At 62.4% G+C, this 25,208-nt stretch carries 19 protein-coding genes; 11 read left to right on the forward strand and 8 right to left on the reverse strand.

Annotation, left to right across the window (positions count from 1 at the left end; genetic code table 11):
- The 11 genes from BM252_RS04510 to BM252_RS04560 form a co-directional block, all read left to right on the forward strand.
- Nucleotides 1-229 (forward strand): transposase domain-containing protein (locus BM252_RS04510; RefSeq protein ID WP_139236294.1); only part of this gene is annotated, 229 nt, incomplete at its 5' end.
- A gap of 188 nt (nucleotides 230-417) precedes the next feature.
- Entirely contained in the window at nucleotides 418-804 is a 387-nt protein-coding gene (locus BM252_RS04515; protein WP_174900418.1) for a hypothetical protein, read from the forward strand.
- A gap of 193 nt (nucleotides 805-997) precedes the next feature.
- Nucleotides 998-1,894 (forward strand): competence protein CoiA family protein, encoded by an 897-nt coding sequence (locus BM252_RS04520; protein ID WP_093384285.1) that lies wholly within the window; start codon nucleotides 998-1,000, stop codon nucleotides 1,892-1,894.
- 278 nt (nucleotides 1,895-2,172) lie between these two features.
- Nucleotides 2,173-5,256 carry a TrlF family AAA-like ATPase gene (locus tag BM252_RS04525; RefSeq protein WP_093384288.1) on the forward strand — a complete coding sequence of 1,028 codons (3,084 nt, stop codon included), beginning with the start codon at nucleotides 2,173-2,175 and terminating at the stop codon, nucleotides 5,254-5,256.
- Between the two features lie 482 nt (nucleotides 5,257-5,738).
- The gene (locus tag BM252_RS04535) at nucleotides 5,739-6,722 is read left to right on the forward strand and encodes a PhzF family phenazine biosynthesis protein (protein WP_139236296.1); all 984 of its coding nucleotides are present in this window, start codon (nucleotides 5,739-5,741) and stop codon (nucleotides 6,720-6,722) included.
- Nucleotides 6,723-6,835: 113 nt separating this feature from the next.
- On the forward strand, nucleotides 6,836-9,115 hold the full coding sequence (locus BM252_RS04540) for a TonB-dependent receptor plug domain-containing protein (RefSeq protein ID WP_281249341.1): 2,280 nt from the start codon (nucleotides 6,836-6,838) through the stop codon (nucleotides 9,113-9,115).
- Nucleotides 9,116-9,375: 260 nt separating this feature from the next.
- Nucleotides 9,376-13,050: an NACHT domain-containing protein gene (locus BM252_RS29920; RefSeq protein ID WP_139236298.1), complete on the forward strand. Its 3,675-nt coding sequence runs from the start codon at nucleotides 9,376-9,378 to the stop codon at nucleotides 13,048-13,050.
- A 75-nt stretch (nucleotides 13,051-13,125) separates the two neighbouring features.
- Nucleotides 13,126-13,698, forward strand: a complete 573-nt coding sequence (locus tag BM252_RS04550; protein ID WP_093384298.1) for an ATPase — start codon at nucleotides 13,126-13,128, stop codon at nucleotides 13,696-13,698.
- Nucleotides 13,695-13,868, forward strand: coding sequence for a hypothetical protein (locus BM252_RS30860; protein ID WP_174900419.1), 174 nt, complete (start codon nucleotides 13,695-13,697; stop codon nucleotides 13,866-13,868). The genes BM252_RS04550 and BM252_RS30860 overlap by 4 nt, the downstream gene beginning before the upstream one ends.
- Nucleotides 13,869-14,024: 156 nt before the next feature.
- Nucleotides 14,025-16,139 (forward strand): bifunctional 2',3'-cyclic-nucleotide 2'-phosphodiesterase/3'-nucleotidase, encoded by a 2,115-nt coding sequence (locus BM252_RS04555; RefSeq protein ID WP_093384301.1) that lies wholly within the window; start codon nucleotides 14,025-14,027, stop codon nucleotides 16,137-16,139.
- Nucleotides 16,140-16,262: 123 nt separating this feature from the next.
- Nucleotides 16,263-17,012 (forward strand): tetratricopeptide repeat protein, encoded by a 750-nt coding sequence (locus BM252_RS04560; protein WP_093384304.1) that lies wholly within the window; start codon nucleotides 16,263-16,265, stop codon nucleotides 17,010-17,012.
- Between the two features lie 92 nt (nucleotides 17,013-17,104).
- Here the strand turns inward: BM252_RS04560 and BM252_RS04565 are convergent, their stop codons facing one another.
- From BM252_RS04565 to BM252_RS04600, 8 genes are all read right to left on the reverse strand, one after another.
- Nucleotides 17,105-18,307, reverse strand: a complete 1,203-nt coding sequence (locus BM252_RS04565; RefSeq protein ID WP_093384306.1) for a ferritin-like domain-containing protein — start codon at nucleotides 18,305-18,307, stop codon at nucleotides 17,105-17,107.
- Complete coding sequence (locus BM252_RS04570; protein ID WP_093384308.1) at nucleotides 18,285-19,148, reverse strand: phosphate/phosphite/phosphonate ABC transporter substrate-binding protein; 864 nt, start codon at nucleotides 19,146-19,148, stop codon at nucleotides 18,285-18,287. The genes BM252_RS04565 and BM252_RS04570 overlap by 23 nt, the downstream gene beginning before the upstream one ends.
- Nucleotides 19,149-19,158: 10 nt before the next feature.
- Nucleotides 19,159-20,277 (reverse strand): acyl-CoA dehydrogenase family protein, encoded by a 1,119-nt coding sequence (locus tag BM252_RS04575; protein WP_093384309.1) that lies wholly within the window; start codon nucleotides 20,275-20,277, stop codon nucleotides 19,159-19,161.
- Between the two features lie 365 nt (nucleotides 20,278-20,642).
- Nucleotides 20,643-21,473: a DUF2145 domain-containing protein gene (locus tag BM252_RS04580; protein WP_093384311.1), complete on the reverse strand. Its 831-nt coding sequence runs from the start codon at nucleotides 21,471-21,473 to the stop codon at nucleotides 20,643-20,645.
- Entirely contained in the window at nucleotides 21,473-21,976 is a 504-nt protein-coding gene (locus tag BM252_RS04585) for a hypothetical protein (protein ID WP_139236300.1), read from the reverse strand. Before BM252_RS04585 ends, BM252_RS04580 begins: the two co-directional genes overlap by 1 nt.
- A gap of 235 nt (nucleotides 21,977-22,211) precedes the next feature.
- Nucleotides 22,212-22,589: a hypothetical protein gene (locus BM252_RS04590; protein ID WP_245774093.1), complete on the reverse strand. Its 378-nt coding sequence runs from the start codon at nucleotides 22,587-22,589 to the stop codon at nucleotides 22,212-22,214.
- A 20-nt stretch (nucleotides 22,590-22,609) separates the two neighbouring features.
- Nucleotides 22,610-23,749, reverse strand: a complete 1,140-nt coding sequence (gene coaD / locus BM252_RS04595; protein WP_093384314.1) for a pantetheine-phosphate adenylyltransferase — start codon at nucleotides 23,747-23,749, stop codon at nucleotides 22,610-22,612.
- Nucleotides 23,750-23,782: 33 nt separating this feature from the next.
- Nucleotides 23,783-25,063: an ATP-binding protein gene (locus BM252_RS04600; RefSeq protein ID WP_245774116.1), complete on the reverse strand. Its 1,281-nt coding sequence runs from the start codon at nucleotides 25,061-25,063 to the stop codon at nucleotides 23,783-23,785.
- Between the last annotated feature and the right edge of the window lie 145 nt (nucleotides 25,064-25,208).

Genomic DNA, 25,208 nt, shown 5'->3' on the forward strand with positions numbered 1-25,208 from the left:
CGCGCTGCGTGGCATCGCCATCGGTCGCCGCAACTACCTGTTCGCCGGCGCCGACAGCGGGGGCGAGCGGGCCGCCGCGATTTACTCGCTGATCGGCACCGCCAAGCTGAACGGGGTCGACCCCGAAGCCTGGTTGCGCCATGTGCTGGCGCAGATCGCCGACCACCCCGTCAACCGCGTTGACGAGTTCCTGCCGTGGAACTACCTCCAGCAGATCAACCCTGCCTGAACAACACGCCGCTTCCCAGCGGTGTGAAGCTATCATCGGTCAAATTAAGTACCCGTTCAAGACGGTAGTGGCCGGACGCTTACGTTTCTGTGGAGTCGCATACCGCAGAAAGCAAGCGTAGAGACGTGCTTTGCAGCCGCAACGATTGGCGCGCTTCCATCGAACTGAAGATGTCCGAGCGATGGTCTGTGGACGACTATATCGAAGCGCTCGAGCGCCAGCTTGTCGGGCAATATATGCGGCACCATAACGCCACGACCGGATTCTTGGTGCTCGTTCTTCAGACAAAAGGAAGGCCGTGGACAAACCCGTCTACAGGTTCGAAGATTGGTTTCGACGACGTACTAGCGATTCTCTCAGCGAAGGCGCTAGAACTCGAAGGCCAAGACCGGTCGAGATATCTGAGAGTCATCGGTATCGATGCAACTGCTCCTGATGATTTCCGCAAACTGGGCAAGCAAACGAAGGCACCGAGCGTTCGCAATACTCCTCGCCGGCCAAGAGCACCTAAGGCGAAGTCACCTGAAAAGGTTAGAGCACCGGAGGCTAAAGCCCAGCCGCTGAAAAAAATCTGAACGGCCGGCAATCCCCCGAGCATCAAGGCGCCTGGCATCGCTGCTTGAGCAATTCGCCCCCCCCAAGCCTAGGTGGGCCAGATACTAGGACGATATTGCTCGTGCGGAGATTTGATTGCAAATACCCCTCTGGGATGCACGTTTTTTCCAGGGCTGTTAATATTGCCGCATGGAAATTAATCATTGAGCTAAAATGGAATCTGCAATTGATATGGTCACTGGCGAAATCATCGACGCTGAACAGCTTTGGTTGATTGAAAGCGTGGACAAGGAACGCTACATCTGCAGAGGTTGTGGTGCGAAAGCAGTTCCGGCTTCATTTCAGCCAGAGAACGTTGTGCGTCCATACTTTCGCTCCACCCACAACGCTGACTGCGACGTTACTGGGGAGGCGAAACTCATCGTCCGCGGCAGACAGGAAAAATTGGGGTCGAAACTTACCGGCTTCCCAGCGCCCTACCCTTCAAAGCTTGTCCTTGTCGATGACCGCGTAGTTGACGATGGTGGGTCTGGTGGCGAGTACCCGGTCCCGCCAAGAACCCGTGGCGGGCCTCGTGGTCGAGACAGTGGCCCGTCAGACATCCAGCGAAAGCGTTCTGCAGGCACGATTCGCCCGATAAGCCGCACCTTTATCAACTACCCCTACGACCGTTATCTCGACCTCAACGTGCCTGGAGTTGACGCGAAGACCTACGGACAGGTATTCAAGAAACTAAAGTGGGACGAGCTCGTTTCCTACACGGACAAGAAAATCTTCTATGCGGCGATGCGATGGTCTGTGCCATTACGAACAGACGACTACCTGGAAGTATCTCTTGATGGTGGGGAGCGCGAGGCCAAAAAGCTAGTCCGGCCGTATCGAGTTAGGGTGGCTTGGGGTGGCTGGAGCAAATCGAAGCGCACCTACGTTAGCAACGAGCTTGAAGTAGCTCGCAAAGACGCCATTTCCGAAGCCGAGAAAAAGACCAACAAGAAAGCCTATCTATTCTTCCTTGGCCGGCAAGACCATGACGACTTGACACTGTTTCACGTCACGGACCATCGACTAATTTGCTGCTTATTTGACGAAATAATTTGGCCTAAATTTTAGTGAAAACGGTTTAAAACCTCCCGTTGCACCAGAATTTTCCGCAGGATAAATGGTGCCTTAATCGGCAAAAGACTCTAGAGTTAACAAGCATTTTGATAGATTTTTGCCCTACATCGGCAACCTATCTTTGTCTCCTGCTCATATGATAGCTTCACTTTTGTATCTTTATTGCAATAACGAGATTTTATTCCGCGCTAGAAGTGCAACAGCGTGCCTATTGCAGGGTAACATGGCACGAATGCTTATACTAATGCCACCAGTGAGAGGGAGTAACTTCTATGACGCAAACAATTTTTACCCGGGGTTCTGAATGGAGGCAATGGGATCTCCATATTCATACGCCCGCATCTTTTCACTGGGATGGGGCTCGGTTCGGCAGTGATGGCGATGCAAACCGATTGCTCGTGGACGAAATGATTCACGCTATGAATGCCGCAGAACCTCAAGTTTTTGCGTTGATGGACTACTGGACATTTGATGGCTGGCTTGCACTGCAAAAACGACTTGCCGAGCCGGGGGCTCCTGAACTGTTGAAGACGGTTTTCCCTGGCATTGAACTTCGTCTTGCTGCGCCTACGTCAATCCGGCTCAATGCTCACGTTATCTTTTCCAACGAGGTCGATACACAGTCTCTCGCAGATTTCAAATCTGCCTTGACTGTCGAGATTGTAAACCGCCCATTATCGGACAGTGCGTTAAGAGATTTAGCTCGACAGGTCGGCGCGGACAAGCTAAAAGTTCATGGTTTTAATAAGGATTCTGTGAATCATCAAGATGATGTCGCTTTAAAGGCAGGTTCGACGATTGCAGAAATTAATTGCGACTCGTACAAGGATGCGATCACAAAAGTACCTAAAGGATTAGCAATTGGTCTAATGCCTTACGACACGAGCGATGGGTTAAGCGAAGTTAAATGGCATGAACATTATGCTTACTTTATCGGATTATTCAAAAGCTCACCAATATTCGAATCCAGGAACTTAGTACTTCGCTCAGCGTTTGTTGGCGAAGAGACACCTGAGAACGCAAAATTCTTTATCAATTTCCAAGCAGGATTGAATAACACACCTCGCCTAGTAGTCTCGGGTAGTGATGCGCACCGTTTTTTTGGAGTAAAGGGTGACAACGATAAACGCGGGTATGGAAACTTTCCGTCAAATAAGGCAACTTGGATTAAAGCTGATCCAACGTTTGATGGATTACGCCAAGCCATTATGGAGCCTGCCAAACGTTCATTTATTGGAGAACGGCCACCCAAATTGCTAGAAGTAGAGAAAAATAAAACGTACTTCATTGACTCTATTTGCGTAAATAAAACTAGCATAGCTTCTACCACGGACATTTGGCTCGATGGGACGGCGTTGCCCTTGAACGCGGATCTTGTTGCAATCATCGGAAATAAAGGCAGCGGAAAAAGTGCACTGGCGGACGTTTTGGCCCTTCTCGGCAACTCTCGGCAAAAATCACATTTTTCGTTTCTTAAGAAAGACAGATTTAGAGGAAAGTCGGGCGACCCGGCAAAACAATTCATTGGTATTTTGAAATGGCTTGACGGAAGCGAAGAGTTACGTGGGTTAAATGATGACGCTCCCGACGACAAAGTTGAACTAGTTAGGTACATTCCGCAAGGGCATTTTGAAGACCTCTGCAACACCCACGTATCCGGCAAGTCAAATGCATTTGAAAATGAGCTTAGGGCTGTTATTTTTTCCCATGCTGGAGAAGATATTCGTTTGGGAGCTCTAGACTTTGATCAGCTTATCGACACACAGGAAAAAGGATATCGCTCGCAACTCAACGAGTTTCGCAAAGAGCTTAGAGATATAAATCACTCCATCGTAACCTGTGAACAACAATTACAACCCGAAATTCGTAAGACGCTCGAAGAACAACAAGCGTTGAAAGAAAGACAAATCGAGGAACATGAGAAGCTAAAGCCAGTCACCATTGATCCGCCATCCACGAGCGTCCCTCCCGAGCAACAAACCGCAACCGATGAGCTAAAAAAGGTAGCTATCCGGCTGACAGAAATCGACGAGAGCAACGTTCAATCCACCCTTACCATGACCGCCTTGGCGGGTAAGGCGAAATCTATTCAAAATATTCGCGAACGCGTGCGCATGCTTGAGCGAGCTCACAAACAGTTTATTGAGGAGACAGAAAAGGATTTCTTGACTGTTGGGTTATTGCCGAATGACGTAGTTGCATTCACGACAAACACTACTGAGTTGGATAATACTTCTGTTCGTCTTGTGGAGGAACAGACGACCCAGAATAAATCGCTGGCCGAACTTTCAATTGAAAAAGAAATCATACAAAAACTTCGAACTGATCTTCAGGCCAAGCTCGATGCCCCGCAGCTTCTTTACCAGCAGAACTTGCAGGAAATCTCCACATGGACTGCAAAACTTGTTGAATTAAAAGGTGCACCGGAGTCGCCGGATTCTTTGGAAGGAATAAAAGCGCGCGTCAAACAAATTGATGAGCTACCTGAGAAATTAGCCGAATATCAGTCAGAGCGGACCTTATTGACAACTGAAATATTCGATACGCTTAACGCTCAGCGGCAATCGCGGGAAGCTTTATTTAAGCCGGTTCACCATCTTATTAAAAATAATAGCCTTATCCGCGATGAATACAAACTTCAGTTTCGCGCTACGTTAGGTGGTTCTATTGACCCTTTCGCAGATACACTATTCGGGCTCATCAAACAGAATGCGGGGGATTTTCGGGGCGGGGAGGACGCAGGGTACGAGCTAGTTCGCAAACTAGCGGAGCAATTCGATTTTAACAAAAGAGAATGTGCTTTAGATTTTGTCAAACAACTTCATGAGAAGATTACGGCGGCAGCGCAGAGCAGCGGAAAAACGGTGGGAGGAATATCTTCCATGCTTCGAAAAGACAAACAAGCCATCGACGTCTATGATTTGCTGTTCGGATTGGACTTCTTAGAGCCTCGATATTCACTCCTATTCCAGGACACTCTTATCGAACAACTTTCACCAGGGCAACGAGGAGCACTGCTTTTGATCTTCTATCTGCTTGTTGACAAGGGGAGAAATCCAATAATTCTGGATCAGCCAGAGGAAAATCTCGATAACGAGACCGTCGTAAGTCTCCTTGTTCCAGTCTTGACCGAAGCCAAGAGGCGTCGGCAAGTCATTATGGTGACTCATAATCCAAACTTAGCTGTCGTCTGTGATGCAGAGCAAATAATCTGGGCTACTTTTGACAGGAAAAACAAGTCAAAAATTACTTACACTGCTGGCTCGATAGAACATCCTAACATAAATCGCCGCGTCGTCGATGTGTTAGAGGGAACAAAACCCGCTTTCAACAATCGAAGAGTAAAGTACCATTGAGTGATCTTAAAAGCGCCTACCCTAGCGCCTTGCATTTCATTAATTCAGCATTAATTCATCGACCCGGTCAGCAAGGAATTGAAGCGCCTTGTGACGATCTGGCTCCAGCTCATGATGCTGATAGGACGCCATTACTTGATTTCTTTCCTGTTGCGAAAGTAACAGGCTAACGACGTCACGGCTAAAACCATGCTCTCTCAGCATGGTAGCCGCCGTTCCACGAGTTCCATGGGAGGGAAATTCCGGTACGCCGAAGTTCAATCGTTTGAATAAGTGATTCAGTGTCGCGTCCGAAGGCGCCCCGCCCGACGAAAATGTTCAGGAACAGTTTAACTTTTCTATTCCCCATACAGGATGCCGACCGAGCGGACGAGCTGGGCGCCCTACTCCAGTCCGCGCCGAATACCGGATAGCCTGCGTTATAGTTGGCGCGTCCCGCAAATAAATAATGAAAAAATAACCATCATCGTCCAGGAATTATTGTGTTTCGGCACCATCCCTGGCGCCCCCCCTCCTCCCTCGTGATGCGCGGCTTCCCCGCCTACGCCGAGCTGCACCAGCGCTACGCCAGCGAACACAACAAGCCCGCCTGCGTCTTCGTCGATGCCATTGAAGCCGGCGGCGGCGCCGTCGGTACAGCGCCCGACGCCGCGCCCGCCTACGTCTTCGACTTCGTCTACCCGCACGCGCGCAGCCCGTTGTGCCTGCACGCCTCGCTGGCGGCGGCGCGCCTGCTGCTGTCGGCCGAGCGCCCGAACCTGCGCGTCGCCACCGCCATGCGCGGCCAGCTGCGCGACGGCGCGGTCTACATCGGCCTAGCGCGCCAACCGGTGGCGCCGCTGCCCATCGCCATCGGGTTGCCGGCGCAGCTGCTGGAGCAACCGGGGCTGCGCTTAGCCTCGGCGCCGGTGGTGGCCTCGGTGGGCAGTCCCAAGCTGCTGCTCGAATTGGCCGAGCCTGCCCTGCTGGCGCAACTGCGGCCCGACTTGGCGGCGATCACCGCCTGGGGCCGCGCGCACGGCGTCAACGGCTGCTATGTCTACACCCGCCGCGCCGACGGTGCCTTCAAAGGCCGCAACTTCAACCACCTCGCCCCGGCCGTGGAGGAAAGCGCCACCGGCGTGGCCGCCGGCGCCCTCACCGTGCACCTGAACCAGGGACGGAGCTTGTACCAAGGTGCCACGCTGGGCCGCCCCTGCCTGATGCGCACCCGCCTCGCCGGCGACCAGGTGCTGATCGGCGGCGAGGCCGAAATGGCGGACTCGACGGCGCGCCGGGCGGGCCGTCGAATTGCCAAGTTGAACGATTTTTGTAGTAATTCCACCCCTGTTTTTCAGCAGCCTCGACAGCTTGTGCAAAATTGTCACAATTCATTTGCAAAATTGTCACGCACTATAAGCTTTTGGTATGTCTCCATGACAAATCTGACTAGAATCGAATTTTTCATGGGAGACGCAACGTGTTAACACCAACAACTTTACGTAAAGCCGTCTTACTCAGCCTGTATGGCAGCAGCGCGCTGGCGTTCGCGCCCGCAGCCATGGCCCAGTCCGCCGGCGAAGCCGCGACGAGCCAAGCGATGCAATCGATCAACGTGGTCGGCTCGCGCCGCGCCACCAGCTCGGCCACCGACACCGTGGCGCCGATCGACGTCATTCCAATGAACAAGGCGGCCGAACAGGGCGGCAACTTCGACCTGTCGCAGACGCTGACCAACATCTCGCCGTCGTTCAACTCGACGCGGCAAAGCGGCGCCGACGGCGCCGACCTGATCGACTCGGCCGCGCTGCGCGGCCTCGGTTCGGACCAGACCCTGGTGCTGGTCAACGGCAAGCGCCGCCACACCACCGCCCTGGTCAACCTGTTCGGTGCGCGCAACCGCGGCAACACCGGCACCGACATGAACTCGATCCCGCTGCTGGCCATCAAGGACGTGCAGGTGCTGCGCGACGGCGCGGCGGCCCAGTACGGCTCCGACGCCATCGCCGGCGTGATGGACATCGGCCTGAAGAAGAGCCTGGGCTGCGAGGCGGTGGCCGGCTTCAGCCAATACTCGGCCGGCGACGGCAAGAACTACCTGACCTCGGCCTACTGCGGCCTGGCGATTGGCAACAAGGGCGTGATCGGCATCACCGGCGAGTACCTCGACCGGGGCCGCTCCAACCGCGCCGAGGCGGGCAATCCGCGCATCATCGGCGACACCGAAAGCAAGAACAAGACCCTGTACCTGAACGGCGAGCTGCCCACCAGCGCCACCGGCAAGCTGTACTTCACGGCCGGCGCGCAGACCCGCGACGCCTCCAGCGGCGCCTTCGCGCGCGCCGGCGTCGGCTCCGACGACATCCCGCGCCGCAACTCGGCGGCCATGTACCCGAACGGCTACGTGCCCTTCATCAACGGCGACATCAGCGACCAGTACGGCATCGTCGGCCACCGCAGCCAGCTGGGCGAATGGAACGCCGACGTCTCGCAGACCTACGGCTACAACAAGATGCGCTACAACATCAGCAACACGATGAACGCCTCGATCGCCAACCAGGACCTGCTGGCCGGCGGCAAGGGCATCAGCCCGAGCCGCTTCGACGCCGGCGGCTTCTCCTTCCAGCAGCTGACCAGCAACGTCGACATCAACCGCTTCTACAGCGACATCCTGAGCGGCCTGAACATCGCCTTCGGCGCCGAGTACCGCAGCGAGGAGTACAAGATCTTCGCCGGCGAGGCCGGCTCCTACATCGACGCCGACGGCGTCAACTTCGGCGGCGCGCCGGGCAGCCAGGGCTTCCCCGGCTTCCAGCCGGCCGACCGCGTCAACGCCAAGCGCCACAGCAGCGCCGCCTACTTCGACGTCGAGGCCGACCTGACCGCCGCCGTCAAGGTGCAGGGCGCGGTGCGCTACGAAAACTTCAGCGACTTCGGCTCGACCGTCACCGGCAAGCTGGCCGGCAGCGTGCGCGTCGCCGACGGCGTGTTGCTGCGCGGCTCGGCCAGCACCGGCTTCCGCGCCCCGTCGCTGCAGCAGATCTACTTTTCGTCGACCTTCACCGACTTCGTCAGCGGCGTCGCCACCGACGTGGTGCTGGCACCGAACGGCGGCGCCATCGCCAACGCCGCCGGCCTGCCCAAGCTGAAGGAGGAGAAGTCGACCAGCTTCACGCTGGGCGGCACCTGGACGCCGAGCCAGGCGATCTCGGTCACGGCCGACCTGTACAACATCAAGATCAAGGACCGCATCGTGCTGTCGGGTCGCTTCAACGCCGACAACTACCCCGCCCTGGGCGCCCGCCTGGCCGCGCTGGGCGTCGACCAGGCCCAGTTCTTCGTCAACTCGGTCGACACCAAGACGCAGGGCCTGGACCTGACCGCCTCGCACAAGACCAACTTCGGCGCCAACAAGCTGACCACCTTCCTGGCCCTGAACGTGGGCAAGACCGAGGTCACCGGCATCCACGCCCCGGCCAGCCTGAAGGGCTACGAGGATGTCCTGCTGTCGGAAAAGGAACGCCTGTACATCGAGCAGGGCGGCCCGCGCTCGAAGGCCACGCTGGGCTTCGACTATGTCACCGGCGCGCTGGAGACCGACCTGAAGATCATCCACTTCGGTCCGCAGACGCTGGGCACCTTCAGCGGCAGCGCCGCCGGCGTGCCCAACCAGCACTACGAGGGCAAGACCTCGGCCGACCTGAGCTTCACCTACGCGATCAACAAGAACACCAAGTTCACCTTCGGCGGCAGCAACATCTTCAACGCCAAGCCGAGCGCGCAGAACGTCGACGAGACCGACAACGGCTTCAAGTACGAGAGCGTGCAGTTCGGCCTGAACGGCGCCTCCTACTTCGGCCGCCTGTGGGTCAAGTTCTAAGCGCCTGAGTCCCGAGCGGGACGGATTGGGCCGAACGCCCGCCACAGCGATGTGGCGGGCGTTTTCTTTTTGGATACGGGAGGTAGGAGATTACATCGCTCATCAGCCATTACGAGTCGCTGGAAAGAATGGGCAAGATGTTGACGGCTTGCCTTTGGAGAACAAGATTGCTGTATGCTTATTCAGGTGAATACGAACGAAATTCCTTCCGATTTCGAGCACCCGCATACCTGTGACCGTCAACTATCTATTGCGCCGTAATGCCATCACTCCTGACCCAGACCCGCAAGCAACTGAGTGAACTCAACTCTCCTGACGAATTCGAGGCGTTGGCCACGGCAGTATTGCGCGAAGCGGATCCTGCCTACGCATCGCTACTCCACGTAGGCACGAACGTCAACGGTAGAACCGTTCGATCACCCGTGGACGGCATTGACATCCGCATCCATCGCGGAGCTCGTAGGCTGCTGCTCGTTCAACATACTATTACTGCGCGCAATGGGTTGCGGCGGAAATGGCTTGACGAAAAGGAAGGCGACATTGCCAAGGCTAAAATAATTTTTGGCCAAGAGGTCTCTCGCGGCACGGTTCTGGATGCGACGCTCGTGCTAACCAGCACATTTGATCCGGACGAGAAGTTGATCCGCGACGTTCATGCAGCTGCTGGTGAAGGAATGAGGGTCGATCTATGGCCAGCATCGCGGATTGCGGATTTCCTCGACCGTAATCCTGAAGGCCAATGGCTGCGTAAGGAGCAATTTGGAACGGAAGCGGTCCGCATTTCAGCATCGCAGGCCCGTGCGATCTCGCGGCAATCCCTGGATGGGTACTTGCCACTGGTTGAACGCGGCGACACCGTTCCCCGTTTGCTTGGAACCGCCCTTGCGGAGTTTACTTGCCAGAGTCGTGGCGCCGGATTTGTCATCGGAGAATCAGGCCTTGGAAAGAGTACTGCACTTCGCCGCCTTGGCGACGAATGGTTCGCGCAAGGCGGAATAGCGATAGTCCTAGCGCACGAGTGCATAGAGCAGGCGGCCACTATTGAGCAGGCAACCGCATTAGGTCTGCGTCACTGGGCGCCAGCACTCGATCTTGGATGCGGTCACGCGGCCCTTGCGCTCGCCACTCCCGATCAGCCGATCCTGCTCATCGTCGAGGACGTCAACCGTTCGACGAACCCCCGTCGGATCATCGAGCGGCTCGTTGGCTGGTCGGTCGCGATCAACTCGGTTACGAATGGCGATGCGCTAGCGCGGCAATGGCGGATACTATGTCCTGTCTGGCGGGGAAATGCCGGTCTTGCGGACAAGGAACTGGGGAAACGCGTATTGCGCAATTCTTTCATGGTCGACCGGTTCGAGCGCACTGAAGCGGTTGAAGCTGTCAGGACGCGGGCGCTCGGCGCTGGCGTCGAATTCACTGCCCTCCAGTGCAACGATCTCGCGACGGCGCTCGGTGACGATCCGCTGCTCATCGGGCTTAACAGCGACTGGTCAGCACCCAGCCCACAAGGTGCGATCCAGTCCTATTTGGCCGCAAACATTAACGAAGCTGCTGACGATGGGCTTCTTTCAAGTGATCTGCAGTACGCGCTGGATGAGCTTGCCGAACGCATGGTTGAGGCGCGAACGATTTATCCCACGTGGCACCAAATTCGTAGATGGCTAGCCGACGAGGGGGACACGCTGGCGGCGATCCGCCGCCTAATAAGCCAAGGGCGGATACTCCGTCTCGATACAAGCTCCAACGATGAGTTGCTGGTGTATCGACATGATCGCGTTCGCGATTATTTACTGACTCAGGCTATGAAGCGGTTAATTGGAAGCGATCGGCTCACCACTGAACTTTGGACAGAACCTTTCTACGCCGCGTTGATCGGAGGTGCACTGGAGGTGCTCCCCGAAACTGTCATTAGCGAAGCGGCAAACCGCAACCCGGTCGCGCTGTTTGCAGCTCTGCAAAGCACTAGCCTCAATGAAGGACATCGTCGCCGACTTGTTGAAGCCGCAGAAGGATGGATTGTATCTTCAGGTTTCGACGTGGAAGCAGCCCGCCAACAGCGACATCACGCAATGCAGTATCTTGCGCGTACCGACGCCGCGTTCGCTGCCGATCTCGCGCAACGCTTCCCGTTCAGTTTCCTGCGGCTTGAGGCCTTGGTTCGCAATGGCAACGTCGAAGCAGGAGCGACGCTCTGCGCGAATTCGGAGCCAGGCGTGAACGACGCTTGGCGCGATCGCATAATCTCTCACGCTCTCTCGCGTCATGCCAACTTCGTTCCAGATCTCGCCGAGTTAATCCGCAATGGCAACTTTTCTCCCAAGCTGCTCGAAGGCGCACTCAACTTAGCGGGGGAAATTGGCGACTCTACTCTCTGCGACGCCCTCGCTGCGCACTGGGCACGCGGTGACGGAACGTCCTTGTCGGTAGGCTGGCTTTGGGCGGCGCTACGGTGCTGTCCGCCCATCGATCACCCCTTGGCCGGCACACTGTGCGACATCTGGGCTGAATTGCCAACCAAGGTCAAACAAAGCGCTGGTGAACCTGACCACAATCCGCGCTGGGACATCGCAGGCTATGAGCTTCCATGGGCGTTCAGCCGTAAGGCGGAGTCCAGTACAATCGCTTTCCTAGTGGCGCGCGCGAAGCGCGACCGCAAGCTCAATCATGTCTTGAATTCCATCCTGCTTAGGATCGATACGCCTGACGCCGTGCTCTATTCGGTTCAACAAGGTGCGAAAATCTACCGGCGAACGGAACTCAATGGCGGCGTCAACCTGTTCGCGCAGGACTTGGAACGCACATGGTCCCCTGAACAGCATGGTCGCGCACTTAGTGCGCGGTCCCGTACAGCGGTCGAGCGGATCTGGCGCAACCGACGGATCAATAGGTTCGAGCGGAAGACTGCCTTCCTCATCTGGTGTCAGACACCGACCCGCGACGACCTTGCCGACCTTGCGACGCTTGAAGTCGATCCCGTGCTAGCGGACGCAGCGCTCAGGACCCGCTTAGCGGCAGGAGATCAATTGGCAGTACCGCTGCTTAAGCAACGTATTTGGAGTACTGAACGCGGACAATATTGGTGGTTCCACGCGCGACGGGTTGGCCTTATCAATCTGCACGAGGACGTCCAGCACTATCTGGATAAGCACCGGGCTGATCCGTCCGTTGCGGACACTTATGTTGACCGTACTCTCGCCGAGTTGCTCATGGAAGAAAATAACGAATTCGCCACGCAGACAATTGTCGGAAATTGGAATCGTATAAAGACTAGCCCGTCATTTATCCATGCTGCGCTTTATCTCGCTACCGAAGAAACAGTGGCTCTCGCACGTTCGGCGATATCCAATAGTGCGACACCAGAGAAAATACTGGAACATATCGACCGGCATTGGGGCATCCGGACAACAGGGCGCGCAGGTGTCATAGATCTTGCACAACTGAAGGCGCTTGAACCTTACTATGCCCAAATGAGGCAGATGGAGAGGGGCGACATGCTCATCGGCAGCTTCTTCGACGCGGCGAACGGCTTGGACGCGCTAAGCTGGCGCGAAAAGCATCTTGATCCGCTAATCGCTAGCACCGACCGCCGCCACTGCACATCAGACAAGCAGACATTGTTTGCATCGCTCGACGGTGAGACGAAATCCTACCTCAAATATGATCGACACTGGTTCTCGATTGATCAATGGTTCGAACGGCGAGAAGAGGAGTTGTGGAAGCGCAGTAGCCTTCTGACCATTGTCGGCGAATGGGCAAGCTCCCGCGCTAACGAAACTGCCGTGGCATTGCTGTGTGAAGCGCTTCTGTACTTTGGCGAACGTCGAGATATCGCATTATTCAGTTCGCTTTTGCCTGCGCTGCGCGAGACTTGTGCCGACATGATTGCAAATTGCGTCTATGACGTGCGGCGACGGTCGTTGTCAAGCACATAGCAGCGCCGGTCGGTGTCGCAACAGTGTAAAGCGTTGAGACACCGACCGCGCTGCTAAAAGAGAAGGGAGACTAGAATGCCCACATGCTGGATAGTCGCGGGACCAAATGGTGCTGGCAAGACAACGTTCGCGTTAAGCTACCTGCCCAAGGTCGCCCAGTGTAGCCGCTTCATCAACGCAGATTTGATTGCTGCCGGATTGTCGCCACTGGCGCCAGAGCGAGAACTGGTCGCCGCCGGCCGGCTGTTACTGCGAGAGATTGAGACTTGCATACGGCAACGCAAGGATTTTGCGTTTGAAACGACGCTGGCCGGCCGCAGCTATCTGAAATTGGTGCACCGAATGCGTGCCGACGGCTGGCGGGTGGAGCTGATCTATCTGGCCTTGCCAAGCAGCGAAATGTCCCATCTGCGCGTCGCAGAGCGCGTGGCCCACGGTGGCCATAACATCCCCGCTGCCGACATAGAACGGCGGTTTTCGCGCAGCTTGGGAAATTTGCTAAACTACTTTAGTCTTTCGGTGGATGCATGCCACTGTTTTATGAACAGCGGGCCAGTGCCTGAGCTCGTGTTCGAGCAGTTTGGCGGACAGCGCAATGTTGTTAACGCGATGCATTATCAACTTTTGCTTCAGGAATTAAAGCCATGAACGTTACAACCACCAAGCCGTCTCCACAAGCACAGGCCATGTTGAAGGCCTTGCAGGAGGCGGTCACCAATAGTCTCGAACGGAAACAACGGCTTGGCCAGTATGCCGTGGTATGGCAGGATGGCCGCCCGACTCGGATCGGTGGCGAGGCAGAAAAAGTCGAGGGCTGAGGGAGCATCCGGCGTCCCGTCAAGCCATCAAGCACCGCCCCTCCCGGCAAGATCGCCCATCGCTCCGCCAGCCCAGCGTCCCTCCGCGCGCGGTCATCGTCCGGTCATTTTGCCAAGGTAGAGTTGCCACTTTGATTTTTGGACCGTGGAAACTCGATGAAAATGAACAAGGCAATGTACGCCGCCCTGGCCGCGATCGGCCTGGTCGGCTGCGGCAGCAGCTCCACCACCCCGGAAGCGGCCAAGCCGGCCATCCCCGAGGGCACCACCGTGACCCTGGCGCTGATGGAGACCACCGACCTGCACACCAACGTCCTGAGCTACAACTACTACGCGCTGGCCGAAGACACCAGCCTGGGCCTGGAGCGCACCTCGACCTTGATCCAGGCGGCGCGCGCCGAGAATCCGAACAACGTGCTGCTCGACGACGGCGACGTCATCCAGGGCACCCTGCTGGCCGACCTGCAGGCGCTGACCACCCCGCTGCCCTGCGCCTCGACGCTGGCGGTGCACAAGGCCATGAACGCCCTCAAGTACGACGGCGGCGGCATGGGCAACCACGAGTTCAACTACGGCCTGCCCTTCCTCAGCCAGATCACCAACACCGATTTCGCCATCCCCGGCGTGAGCAAGCCGGCCGGCAAGTGCGGCGCGCCCGAGTTCCCCCTGGTGCTGAGCAACGTCACCGGCGTGGCCAGCCAGAAGCCGATCCTGCCGCCATACGCCCTGCTGGCGCGCGACTTCGCCGCCGTGGCGCCGGACGGAAGCAAGCTCAACGTCAAAATGAACATCGGCATCATGAGCTTCGTGCCGCCGCAGATCCTCGAATGGGACCAGAAGAACCTGGCCGGCAAGGTCGCCGTCGGCGGCGTCGTCGAGGCGGCGAAACAATACGTGCCCGAGCTGCGCGGCAAGGGCGCCGACGTGGTCGTCGCGCTGTCGCACGGCGGCCTCGACACCAGTGCCTACAGCCCGAAAATGGAGAACGGCAGCTACCACCTGTCGACCACCGGCATCGACGCGCTGATGATCGGCCACTCCCACCTGATCTTCCCGAAAGGTAAAGAGACCGGCGCCGCCGCGCTCGACGCCTCCTTCGCCGCCATCCCGGCCAGCGCCAAGGTCGACGCCGTCAACGGCTTCGTCAACGGCGTGCCGACTGTCATGGCGCAAAGCTGGGGCCGCCGCCTGGGCATCATCAAGCTGACCCTGGCCTACACCGCCGGCAAGTGGGTGGTGCAGCCGGCCAAGACCACGGTCGAGTCGCGCGGCTTCAAGTACACCGACGGCAGCACCCTGGTCAAGGCCGACCCGGCCATCGCCACCCTGGTGGCCAACGAGCACGCCGCCACCATCGCCTACGCCAAGCAGCCGCTGGGCGTGAGCACCGACTTCGAGATGTCGGCCTACTTCGCGCTGGCCGGCGACGTCAGCGCGATCCAGCTGGTCAACCAGGCGCAGCTGGACTACGTCAAGAAGTTCATCGCCAGCAGCAGCGACGCCACCCTGGCCAGCTACAAGAACATTCCGGTGATCTCCTGCAGCGCGCCGTTCAAGGCCGGCCGCAACGGTCCGACCGACTTCACCGACGTGGCGCCGGGCGCCAGCGCGGCGGCGCCGGTCGGCCTGCAGGTGCGCAACCCGGGCGACCTCTACCTGTACGGCAACAACAACCTGCAGGCGGTGAAGATCAAAGGCGTCGACCTGAAGGCCTGGCTGGAGACGGCGGCCAAGCAGTTCGGCCAGATCGACCCGGCCAAGACCACCGAGCAGGACCTGGTGCCGAGCTACGGCACGATCTACAACTACGACGTGTTCTACGCCGAGAACAACGCGCTGACCTACCAGATCGACGTCACCAAGCCGGTCGGCAGCCGCATCGCCAACCTGACCTACCTGGGCAAGCCGGTCGGCGACGCCGACGACTTCATCGTCGCCACCAACGACTACCGCGCCGGCGGCGGCGGCGCGGTGCCCGGCATCGACGGCAGCAAGACCATCATCAAGTCGCCGGACGCCAACCAGACCGTGGTCAGCAACTACCTGACGGCGCTCGGCGCCAAGGCCGGCGGCGGCAAGGTCACGCTGGCCGGCAACGGCAGCGCGCAGAGCTGGAGCTTCGTCAAGACCACCACGGCCGGCCCGGTGATCTTGCGCTCGCAGCCCGGCCACCTGGCGCTGGCCAAGAGCAGCGGCATCAAGGCGATCACCGCCGAGGGCGGTTTGGACGCCAGCGGCTTCGCCAAGTACACGGTCGACCTGAGCAAGTAGTTAGTAAATAAGCAGACAGACAGTGGCTCCGCGCGCGGCCGGTTCGCCGGCCGCGCGCGGCAACAGACGACGGCGCGTCCCGGCAAACGGGGCGCGCCGCTTTTGACATTCTGGAGGTAGACCATGAGCATACTCAAACCTTCCCGCCTGGCCCTGACGGTGGCCGGCGCCCTCGCCTTCGGCGTGTTGGCGGCCTGCCAGACGCCCGAGCAGGCGGTCAGCTCGGCGCAGATCGAAACGGTGGCGATGACGGCCAACCAGCGCCAGGACGCCGCCGCCGAGCGCCGCCTGCGCGAGTGGGCCAAGCAGGGCCTGCCGGTGGCCGAGCGCGAGCTGGGCATGCTCTACCGCAGCCGACCGGCGCAGCGCGCCGAGACCATCCGCCTGTTCGAGAGCGCGGCGCGGGCCGGCGACGCCGAGGCCGCCTTCCAACTGGGCGAGCTGTACCGCGTCGAGGTGGCCGGCGCGACGGCCGACCCGGCCGCCGCCGCGCCCTGGTACAAGCTGGCGGCGCTGCAACACCACGCCCGCGCGGCGTTGATGCTGGGCCTGCTGTACAAGAACGGCAGCGGCGTGCGCCAGGACGACGAGCAGGCCGCCAAATGGCTGGACCTGGCCAGCGACCAGGGCAACGCCCACGCCATGTTCCTGCTGTCCTACGCCTACAACGAGGGACGCGGCGTGGTGCGCGACCCGGCCAAGGGCCGCAAGTTGCTGGAGGAGGCGGCCGAGCACGAATACCCGCCGGCGATCCAGGAGCTGGCGATGGTGGTCCAGCAAGGCGACAGCCACAGCGCCAAGGACGAGCTGCGCGCCGGCCACCTGATGAAGGAGGCCACCGAGCACCGCCACAACAACTGGAACCGCTTCTAGTCTCTAGTGTAGATGGAAAAGCGCGCCGCCCGGGATGGGCGGCGCGGCAACAAGGGGCGGCGCCGGACGGCCCCGCCCCAAGCGTCACGCCGTCACATGAAGTTGCGCGTGTGCAGGGACGACAGGCGCTGCGCGTCGTCCTTGGGGAAGCCGAGCCGTTCCAGGCGCGACTGGCGGCCCTCGGCCATGTCGCGCATCAAGCCCTGCACCTTCACATAGCCGGCGGCGATGGCCGGCGCGCTCAGCTCGCCCGCGGCCAGCAGGATCAGCGCGTCGAACACCTCCTCGTTCAAGCCCGAGGTGGTCGACAGCGCGTCGTTGCGCGACTGCACCGCGTTGGCCAGCCGGTCGCGGAAGGCCGGTTCGGCCTCCAGCCGCGAGGCCAGGTGGGTCATGCCGAAGGCGACGTGGCGCGCCTCGTCGCGCGCCGCCAGGCGGGCGATCTGCCGCGTCACCGGGTCCGGCGCGTGCTCGTGCAGGAAGTGCAGCAGGCTGACGAAGCTGCCCTCGCCCAGCACCGACAACAGGAAACCGGCCACCGAAAAGTCCGACTCGTCGAGCAAGGTCTTCAGCGAGGCCTGGCCGCCGGCCGTCGACAGCGCCGGATCGCGCCCCTTCAGGCGCAGGCGGCGGGTGAACACCTCGATGTGGCGCGCCTCGTCGGCCACCTGGATCGCCAGCACCGCCTGCACCTCGCGGAAGTGCGGATGCAGCTGGCCGAGGAAGCGCGCCGGCACCAGCAGCGCCGCCTCCTCGTTCTCGATCATATAGGTCAGCACCTGGACGACGGCGTCCTCGACCATGTCGGGCAGCTCGAACGGCGCCGCCCAGTCGATCGCCGTCTCCGGGTCCCACTGCGCGGCGGCGGCCTGGGCGTACAGCTCGGCGGCGCGGCCGGCCCACACCTCGCTCTTGCGGTCGAGGCGGAACTGCAGCGCCGGCGAACCGGCCTCCACCGTGGCGCCGCGCGCCGCCAGGCCCCAGCGCGCGTCGGCCTGCTCGGCCAGCGCGCCCTCGCGCGCCGGGTCGGCGTGGCCGCTGCTCAGCGCGCCGCGCCAGCGTCCGGCGGCGGCCGCGCCGCGTTGTACCCGCATGGCCGGGCTGCCGTCGCGCTCGCCGGCCTGGCAGGGATGGCCCTGGGCGCGGCACCAGGCGGCCAGCTGGCCGGCCCAGTCCGGCGCCGTGCCGACCACCCACAGCGCGCCGTCGGCCGGCAGGGCCGCCAGCGCGTGCTTGACCAGCAGGTGGGCGCCGGCGTCGAAGCCGAGCGCCTCAATATTGATAGTCGCTTGCAATGATGTTCCCTTCCGCGTCGTAGAAACGCTCGTCGTCGACGGCGCGCACCAGCGCATCGTAGCCGCTGCTGCGGCCCGGCAACCAGGCCTTCAGGCCCTCCAGTTCGAGCAGCGGCCGCACCGCCGGGTCGTCCCAGCGCATCGCCAGCAGCAGCGCGGTGAAGCGGCCGATGGCGGCCGACGGCGCGCCCGGGCTGACGGTGAAGTTGCAGTGGTCGAAGGCCTCGGTGCGCGCCAGGATGCGGCTGGCGCCGGCCGGCAGCACGCCCTCGCGCGAGAAGGCCATGTGGTTGCCGTCGATCATCCAGGCGGCGTCGATCTCGCCGGCCATCAGCGCCAGCGCGGCGTCGCGCTCGCCGCCGATGTGGTCGCCGTGCTTGCCGCCGAGCACGTCGAAGCGGCGCGCCGTGAAGTCGCGCCCGGCCAGCAGGCCGTTGCGGCGCAGGTGGTCGAGCGGGATCAGGCGCGCCTGCGGCGAGTCGATGGCGCCGAAGCCGACCGTCTTGCCGGCCAGCTCGGCCAGCGTGGCGATGGGCGCGTCGGCCCGCGTCACCAGCACCGAGGTCAGGTCGCAATCGCTGTCGCGCATCGCCACCGTTTGCAGCGAGTGGCCGCGCGCGCGCGCCATGCGCTCGGCGCGCACCCAGGCCAGCGGCGAGTTCCAGGCCAGCGCGATGCTGCCGTCGAACTGCGCCTCGACCTGGCGCTCGTAGTTCGAGTAGAGGATGTAGTCGAACTCGAAACCGTGGCGGCGGAAGTACTCCTTGAAGCCCTCCCAGATCGTCACGACCTTGGGCGCGTAGGCCACCGCGCCCATCATCAGGGGTGTGTTAATCGTCATGGCCGCCCCCTTACCCGAACACCGGCATGCCGCAGACGGCCTTGCCGATGAAGTCGTACAACACGTCCGAGGTCGGCGCCATCACCGAGGCGGCGCGGGCGTCGCGGAAGTAGCGCTCGATGCCGACGTCCTTGCGGAAGGCGGCGCCGCCGCAGACGCGCATCGCCGTGTCGGTCACCTCCAGCGCCGCCTCGGCGGCGGCGGCCTTGACCTGCATCACGCGCAGCATGGCGTCGGCGCGGCCGGCGGCCAGCGCGGCGACGGTGTCGTCGCGCAGCGTGCGCACCATGTCGGCCTGGATGCGGGCGCGCGCCAGGTAGGCGCGGATGGTGGGCAGATCGGCCAGGGTGCTGCCCAGGTGCTCGAACTTGCTGGCGCCGACGTGGCCGCAGGCCGCCTCCAGCGAGGCGTCCATCAGGCCCAGCGAGCAGGAGGCGATCAAGGTGGCGAACACCGGCAGCACGTTGCCGATCATCACGTCGAAGGCGCCGCCGTCGGCGCCCAGCATGGCCGAGGCCGGCAGGCGCACGGCGCCCGCCGTCAGCGGCGAGGAACGGTTGCCGCGCAGGCCCAGGCCGTCGAAGAACTTGGCCTCGCTCAGGCCGGCGGTCTTGCTGTCGACCAGCCACAAGGTGCTGACGCCGGCGCCGTCGACCGGGCCGGTCGACCAGACGTAGGAATCGGCCTCGGCCGCCGAGGTGACCATGGTCTTGCTGCCGTCGACGACGATGCCGTCGCCGTCGCGCCGCGCCGTGCCGACCGGCGCCCAGAAGTGGCTGCGCGAGCCGCTGTCGGACCAGGCCAGGGTGCTCAGGTGGCGACCGGCGGCGATGTCGCGGCGCAGTTGCTCGCCGGCGAACTTCTCCAGCACGGTGGTGGCGCTGTAGTGCATGCACACCACCATCGCCGTCGACGGGCAGGCCTTGGCGATGCGCTCGACCACCTGGGCCGCCTCGGCCAGGCCCAGGCCCATGCCGCCGACCTCCTTGGCGCTGATCAGGCCGAGCAGGCCGGCCTGGCCCAGCGCAGTGATGGCGGCGCGCGGAAAGGCGGAATCGCGGTCGGTGGCCGGCGCGGCCGGGGCGATGGTGGAGCTGACGATGGCGTCAAGTGTGTGCAGATATGGCATGGTATCCCTTTGGAAACGGCGATGGGTCGCCGCCGGCCGGCAAGGAGGGAGGACAAATAGGATGGCGATACCAGACCGCGCGGCGGACGGCAAGGCGACGGGGCCAGCTCCGGTTGCGACGGCGCACCTCTATATGTTCCGCGGACCTGCTGGACGGCAGCGCTAGGAAACGGTACTGCGGTCGGTTTCCTCCCACTCCAGCCACGCACAGGGCCGTCGGACCCGGCGCGCCTCCTGCTGGGGCGCGCTCGGCGTAACGGCGGACCGGCTTGGGACAAAGCCGACAACGCCGCCAGTTTACCAGAGTCGCCGCGCCGCCAGAGCAGCAAATGCGCGCGCCGGCCGGGCGGCGCGGCGCAGGGATACTAAGGCGCCGACGGTTTGCGGCCCTTGATCTCGGTGAAGCTCCAGCCCTCGTCGCGCTGGCGCACGAAGGCGACGATGGAGTCGACCGTCACGGCGTTGATGCGGTCGGAGAAGCGCAGCGCGCTCGGATGGTCGTCGAAGGCCACGTTGGCCTTGACGATGCGCCCGCCCAGGCGGGTCAGCGGGCCGATGCGCATTTCCGTCGGCTGGTAGCCGGCCATCTTCAGCCAGGCCTGCGCCTGCTCGCGGCTGCGGATGCGCACATCGCTGGCCTCGGCCGCCGCCAGCAGCTCCAGCACCCACTGGTTGGAGTTCTGGTACTTGGTCGAGAAGGGATAGGCGACCATGTTGTACTTGGCCTCGTGCAGGCCGCGCAGCACGCCCGGCGCGCGCAGATGCTCGGCCAGCTTGGCGCGCAGCTTCTCCGGCGGGACGATCAGGATCGCGTCCAGGGTGAACGGGTCGGCCAGAAAGAAGTTGGCCAGGCCGTCGATCCACAGGTCCGAGCTGGCCGTGCCGCAGTCGTTGAGCAGCTCGTAGACCCGCCACGGCTGCTTGGCGTCGCCCCGGTAGGCGACGCCGACGTGGGTGTACTTGAGGCCGTACTTGGACAAGTCCTGGCCCTGCCGGCCGACGATGGCGATGTCGCTGCCGGAGGCGTTCAGGGCCGTCTGCACCGCCTGGCCGGTGGCCAGCGCGTCGCTCAGGCTGCCGCTCGACAGCGGCCGCTCCTCGCAGGACTGGCCGGCGCGGGCCGGCGCCACGCACAGCGCGGCGGCCACCGCCAGCGCGCCGCAGATCCTGGCCAGCGGCCGTATCCGGGCCGCCATCAGTTGGCCGGCACGCGGGCTTGCGACAGCAGCGCCTCGCCGATCGCGTTGGGGATGAAGGCCAGCACCTTGCCGGACGCCACCAGGATGGTGCCGGTGGTTTCGGACAGCACCTGCACGGTGCTGCCGACGGAGACGCCGACCGCGTTCACCGTCTTGCCGGCCAGCTTGACCGACAACTTGGCCGACGAGCCCACACCCGTCATGATCAGTTCGACGGTGTCGCCGACGCCCTGGACCACGCCCTGCACGATGAAGGCGCTGCCGACGCCGGCCAGCGCCAGGCCGGTGCTGGCGTCGGCCGGGCCGCCGTGGATCGAGCCGACCACGCTGCCGGCCGGGGCGACGATCACCGACATGGTGCCGATCGAAATATTCTCCGACGCGCTCTTGCGGCCGGAGCCGTTCTGCGCCTGCGCGGCCGGGGCGGCCAGGACGGCCAGTGCGGCGATGGCAAGCGCGGCGAGCGCGGCGGGGTAACGCAAGGTGGTGCTGAAGCTCATGAAATATCCTATGAAAATACTGCCATTGGTTCGCACCCGCAACAAGCGGTGCCGCGCACAACCTTAGTCAAAAGGTCATGTTGCCCAAAGAATCATAGCATTTTTTCTTGCCGGATACCCCGGGGTCAGTGCCGACATTCGGACACAGGCTCAGCTGTAAGCCGGCGCGATGGCACTGTCTATCGTTGAGTTCGTGTCCGAATGTCGGCACTGACCCCACCTTGGCTGCGGGCGGCTACTTCCACTCGCCGCGTTCCTGCAGCACCAGCTTGCGGCCGATCGTGACGGTCAGCTCGCCGCCGTCGGTGACGGTGTAGTTGACGTTGCCGTTCCTGAACTCGTAGCCGATGAAGCGGCACGGCGTGACGCCGTCGGCGCACAGGGTGTGCATGGTCTTGCCGTTCAGGCGGATCGCCTTGCCGTTCTTCTTGCTGGTGCCGGTGTAGCCGACCTTGTCGCAACTGACGTTGCCCTCGGCGCAGTGGCGCTCGATGGCGATGGTGAAGGACGGCGTGTCGAGCGTCTCGGCGCGCGCCGGCGCCGCCGCCAGCACGCCGGCAACCAGCGCGGCGCCCAGCAGGGCGGCGCCGCAACCGATGGATCGTGGTGTCATCGAAAGCTCCCTGGAAAAGATCAGCCGGCCAGCCGCGCCATTTCGCGCTGCATGTTGTCGATGGCCCGCTCGTTGTAGTGCTCGGAAAAATAGGCGTCGCCGAACAGCAGGCCGGCCTCGGCCTTGCGGCACAGGTGGCGCAGCACGCCGCAGCGCCGCTGCACGTACTCGACGTCGTCGACGTGGCCGAACTCCTGGCGGATGCCGCGCGCGTAGTTCTGGTAGACCTCGTCGTCCTGCGCCAAAATGGCCAGGTCGACGCTGAGCATGATGTGCTTGAGGCGGTGGGCTATCGACTGCTCCTGGAAGTGGTCGGTGGCGCGGATCAGCTCGACGGCGTCGGCCATGTCGTGGCTCAGGCTGCTGCCCAGCCACAACTGGGCGCTGCCCTCCTCGTTGCTCAGGCCGTCGGCGCCGTGCTCGTAGATGGCGTCGTGGAACCAGAAGGCCTGCTTGACGATGTCGACGTCGCGCGGCTCGGGGGCGGTGTTGGCGGCCCAGGCGCGGATCTCGCACAGGCCGTGCACCAGGTGGTCGAGGTTGTGGTAGTGGCGCGTCGCGCCGCCGTAGGCCGTGGCGCCGGTCAGGCGGGCGAACCACTCGTCGGCGTGGGCGGTGGCCGGCACGTCGGCGTGGGCGTAATCCCACAGCGACTCCCACTCGGCGCGCAGCCAGCTCATCACCCAGGCGTGGTAGGCCGGCCCGGGCACGAACTTCTTCATGATCCAGTTCCAGCCGATCGGCCCCTCGAGCGCCTTGACGAAGCTCGAACTGACCGAGCCGAGGTCGCGCGGCGGCATGACGAAGATGGTCTTGGCGCCCTGCAGCACGTCGACGTTGGTTTGCTGGATCAGGTTCTCGTAGTCGAAGTCGGCGGTGGTGCGGATGCCGCGGATGAGGCAGTCGGCGCCGTGCTTCTTGGCCGCGCGCGCCGTGTAGTCGCCCTTGACGATGACCACCTGGACGTTGTCCCAGCCCTCCTCGGCGCAGCTCAGGTCGATGATGCTCTTGCGCTCCTCGGCGGAGAACTTGGGCTTCTTCGACGAGTTTTCGGACAGGAACACCACCACCTCGTCGGCGATCGAGCGCGCCTCGCCGATCACCCACATGTGACCGTTGGTGATCGGGTCGAGTGTCCCGGAAAAACCGATTTTCTTCATTCGCCGCTCCGCCGCCATGCCAAAATTGACATTTTAGCCGGACACAGGCCTCGGGGCGGGAAAATCGACGCGCACGCGCAGGCCGCCGAGCCGCTCGGAGCCCTCCAGCGCCAGCTTGGCGCCGTGCCGCTCGGCGATCGACTTGATGATCGCCAGCCCCAGGCCGCTGCCGCCGGCGGCGCTGCCGGGCACCCGGTAGAAGCGGCTGAAGACGCGCTCGCGCTCCTCGGCCGGGATGCCCGGGCCGCTGTCCTCGACCAGCAGGACCACCCGGCCGTCGGCCTGGCGGCTGACCTCCAGGTCGACGCTGCCGCCGGCCGGGGTGTACTTGACGGCGTTGTCGACCAGGTTGCGCAGCAGGATGATCAGCGCGTCGGCGTGGCCGGCCACGTCGGCCTGGGCGTCGGCGTGGTGCAGGCCCAGGTCGATCTGGCGCGCCTGCGCCGTGCCGGCCAGGTCGCCCAGGGTGCGCTTGGCCAGCTCGCTCAGGTTCAGCGGTTCGAGCTTGACCTCGGCGGCCAGGCTGGCCTCCTGCCGCGCCAGCACCAGCAGCTGCTCGACCAGGCGGGTGGCCCGCTCGATGCCGGCGCTGACCCGGCCGACGGCGACGGCGCGCGCCGCCGGGTCGGCCGCCCGCTCCAGGCTCAGCACCTGCAGTTTCAGCGCCGCCAACGGCGAGCGCAGCTCGTGGGCGGCGTCGGCGACGAAGTGCTGCTGCGCGTCGAAGGCGGTCTTGACGCGGCCAAACAACAGGTTCAACTCCTGCACCAGCGGGCGCACCTCGTCGGGCAGGTCCTCATCGGACACCGGCGACAGGTCGTCGGCCTGGCGCGCGGCCACCTGGCGGCGCACCCGCGCCACCGGCGCCAGCGAGCCGCTGACCACCCACCACACCACCAGCATCAGCACCGGCGCCATCACGGCGATCGGGCCGACGGTGCGCAGCGCCAGGGTGCCGGCCATGCGCTGGCGCACCGCCATGTCCTGCGCCACCTGCACCGTCTGGTTGCTGGTCTGCACCGAGAAGATCCGGTAGGTGGTGCCGTTGGCCTTGACGTTGGAAAAGCCCAGCACGGCGCGCTGCGGCAGCGCGGCGCGCGACAGCGAACGGAACACCTGCACCCCGTCCGGCGTCCACACCTGCACCACCAGGTCGTTGTTCTCCGGATCGGTGACCGGGCCGACCGCGTTGTTGCTCAGCGGCGCGCCCGAGCGCAGCGACAGCGCCATCTGCTGCATGTGGTAGTCGAAGATCTGGTCGGCGTCGTACAGCGCGCTGCGGTAGGCGATCATCGCCTGGGCGATGGCCGCCATGGTGATGGCCGCCAGCAGGAACCACAGCAGGCGCCCGCGCAGCGAGTGGCTGACCGACACGCGCGGCACCTTGGGCAGGCGCGAGCTGCGCGCCGGCTTGCCGCCGGCCGCGCCGCCGGCCGGCGCCTCCGCCTGGTCGGCGCCC

The sequence above is a fragment of the Rugamonas rubra genome, from assembly GCF_900114705.1.
Taxonomy (GTDB): Bacteria; Pseudomonadota; Gammaproteobacteria; order Burkholderiales; family Burkholderiaceae_D; genus Rugamonas; species Rugamonas rubra.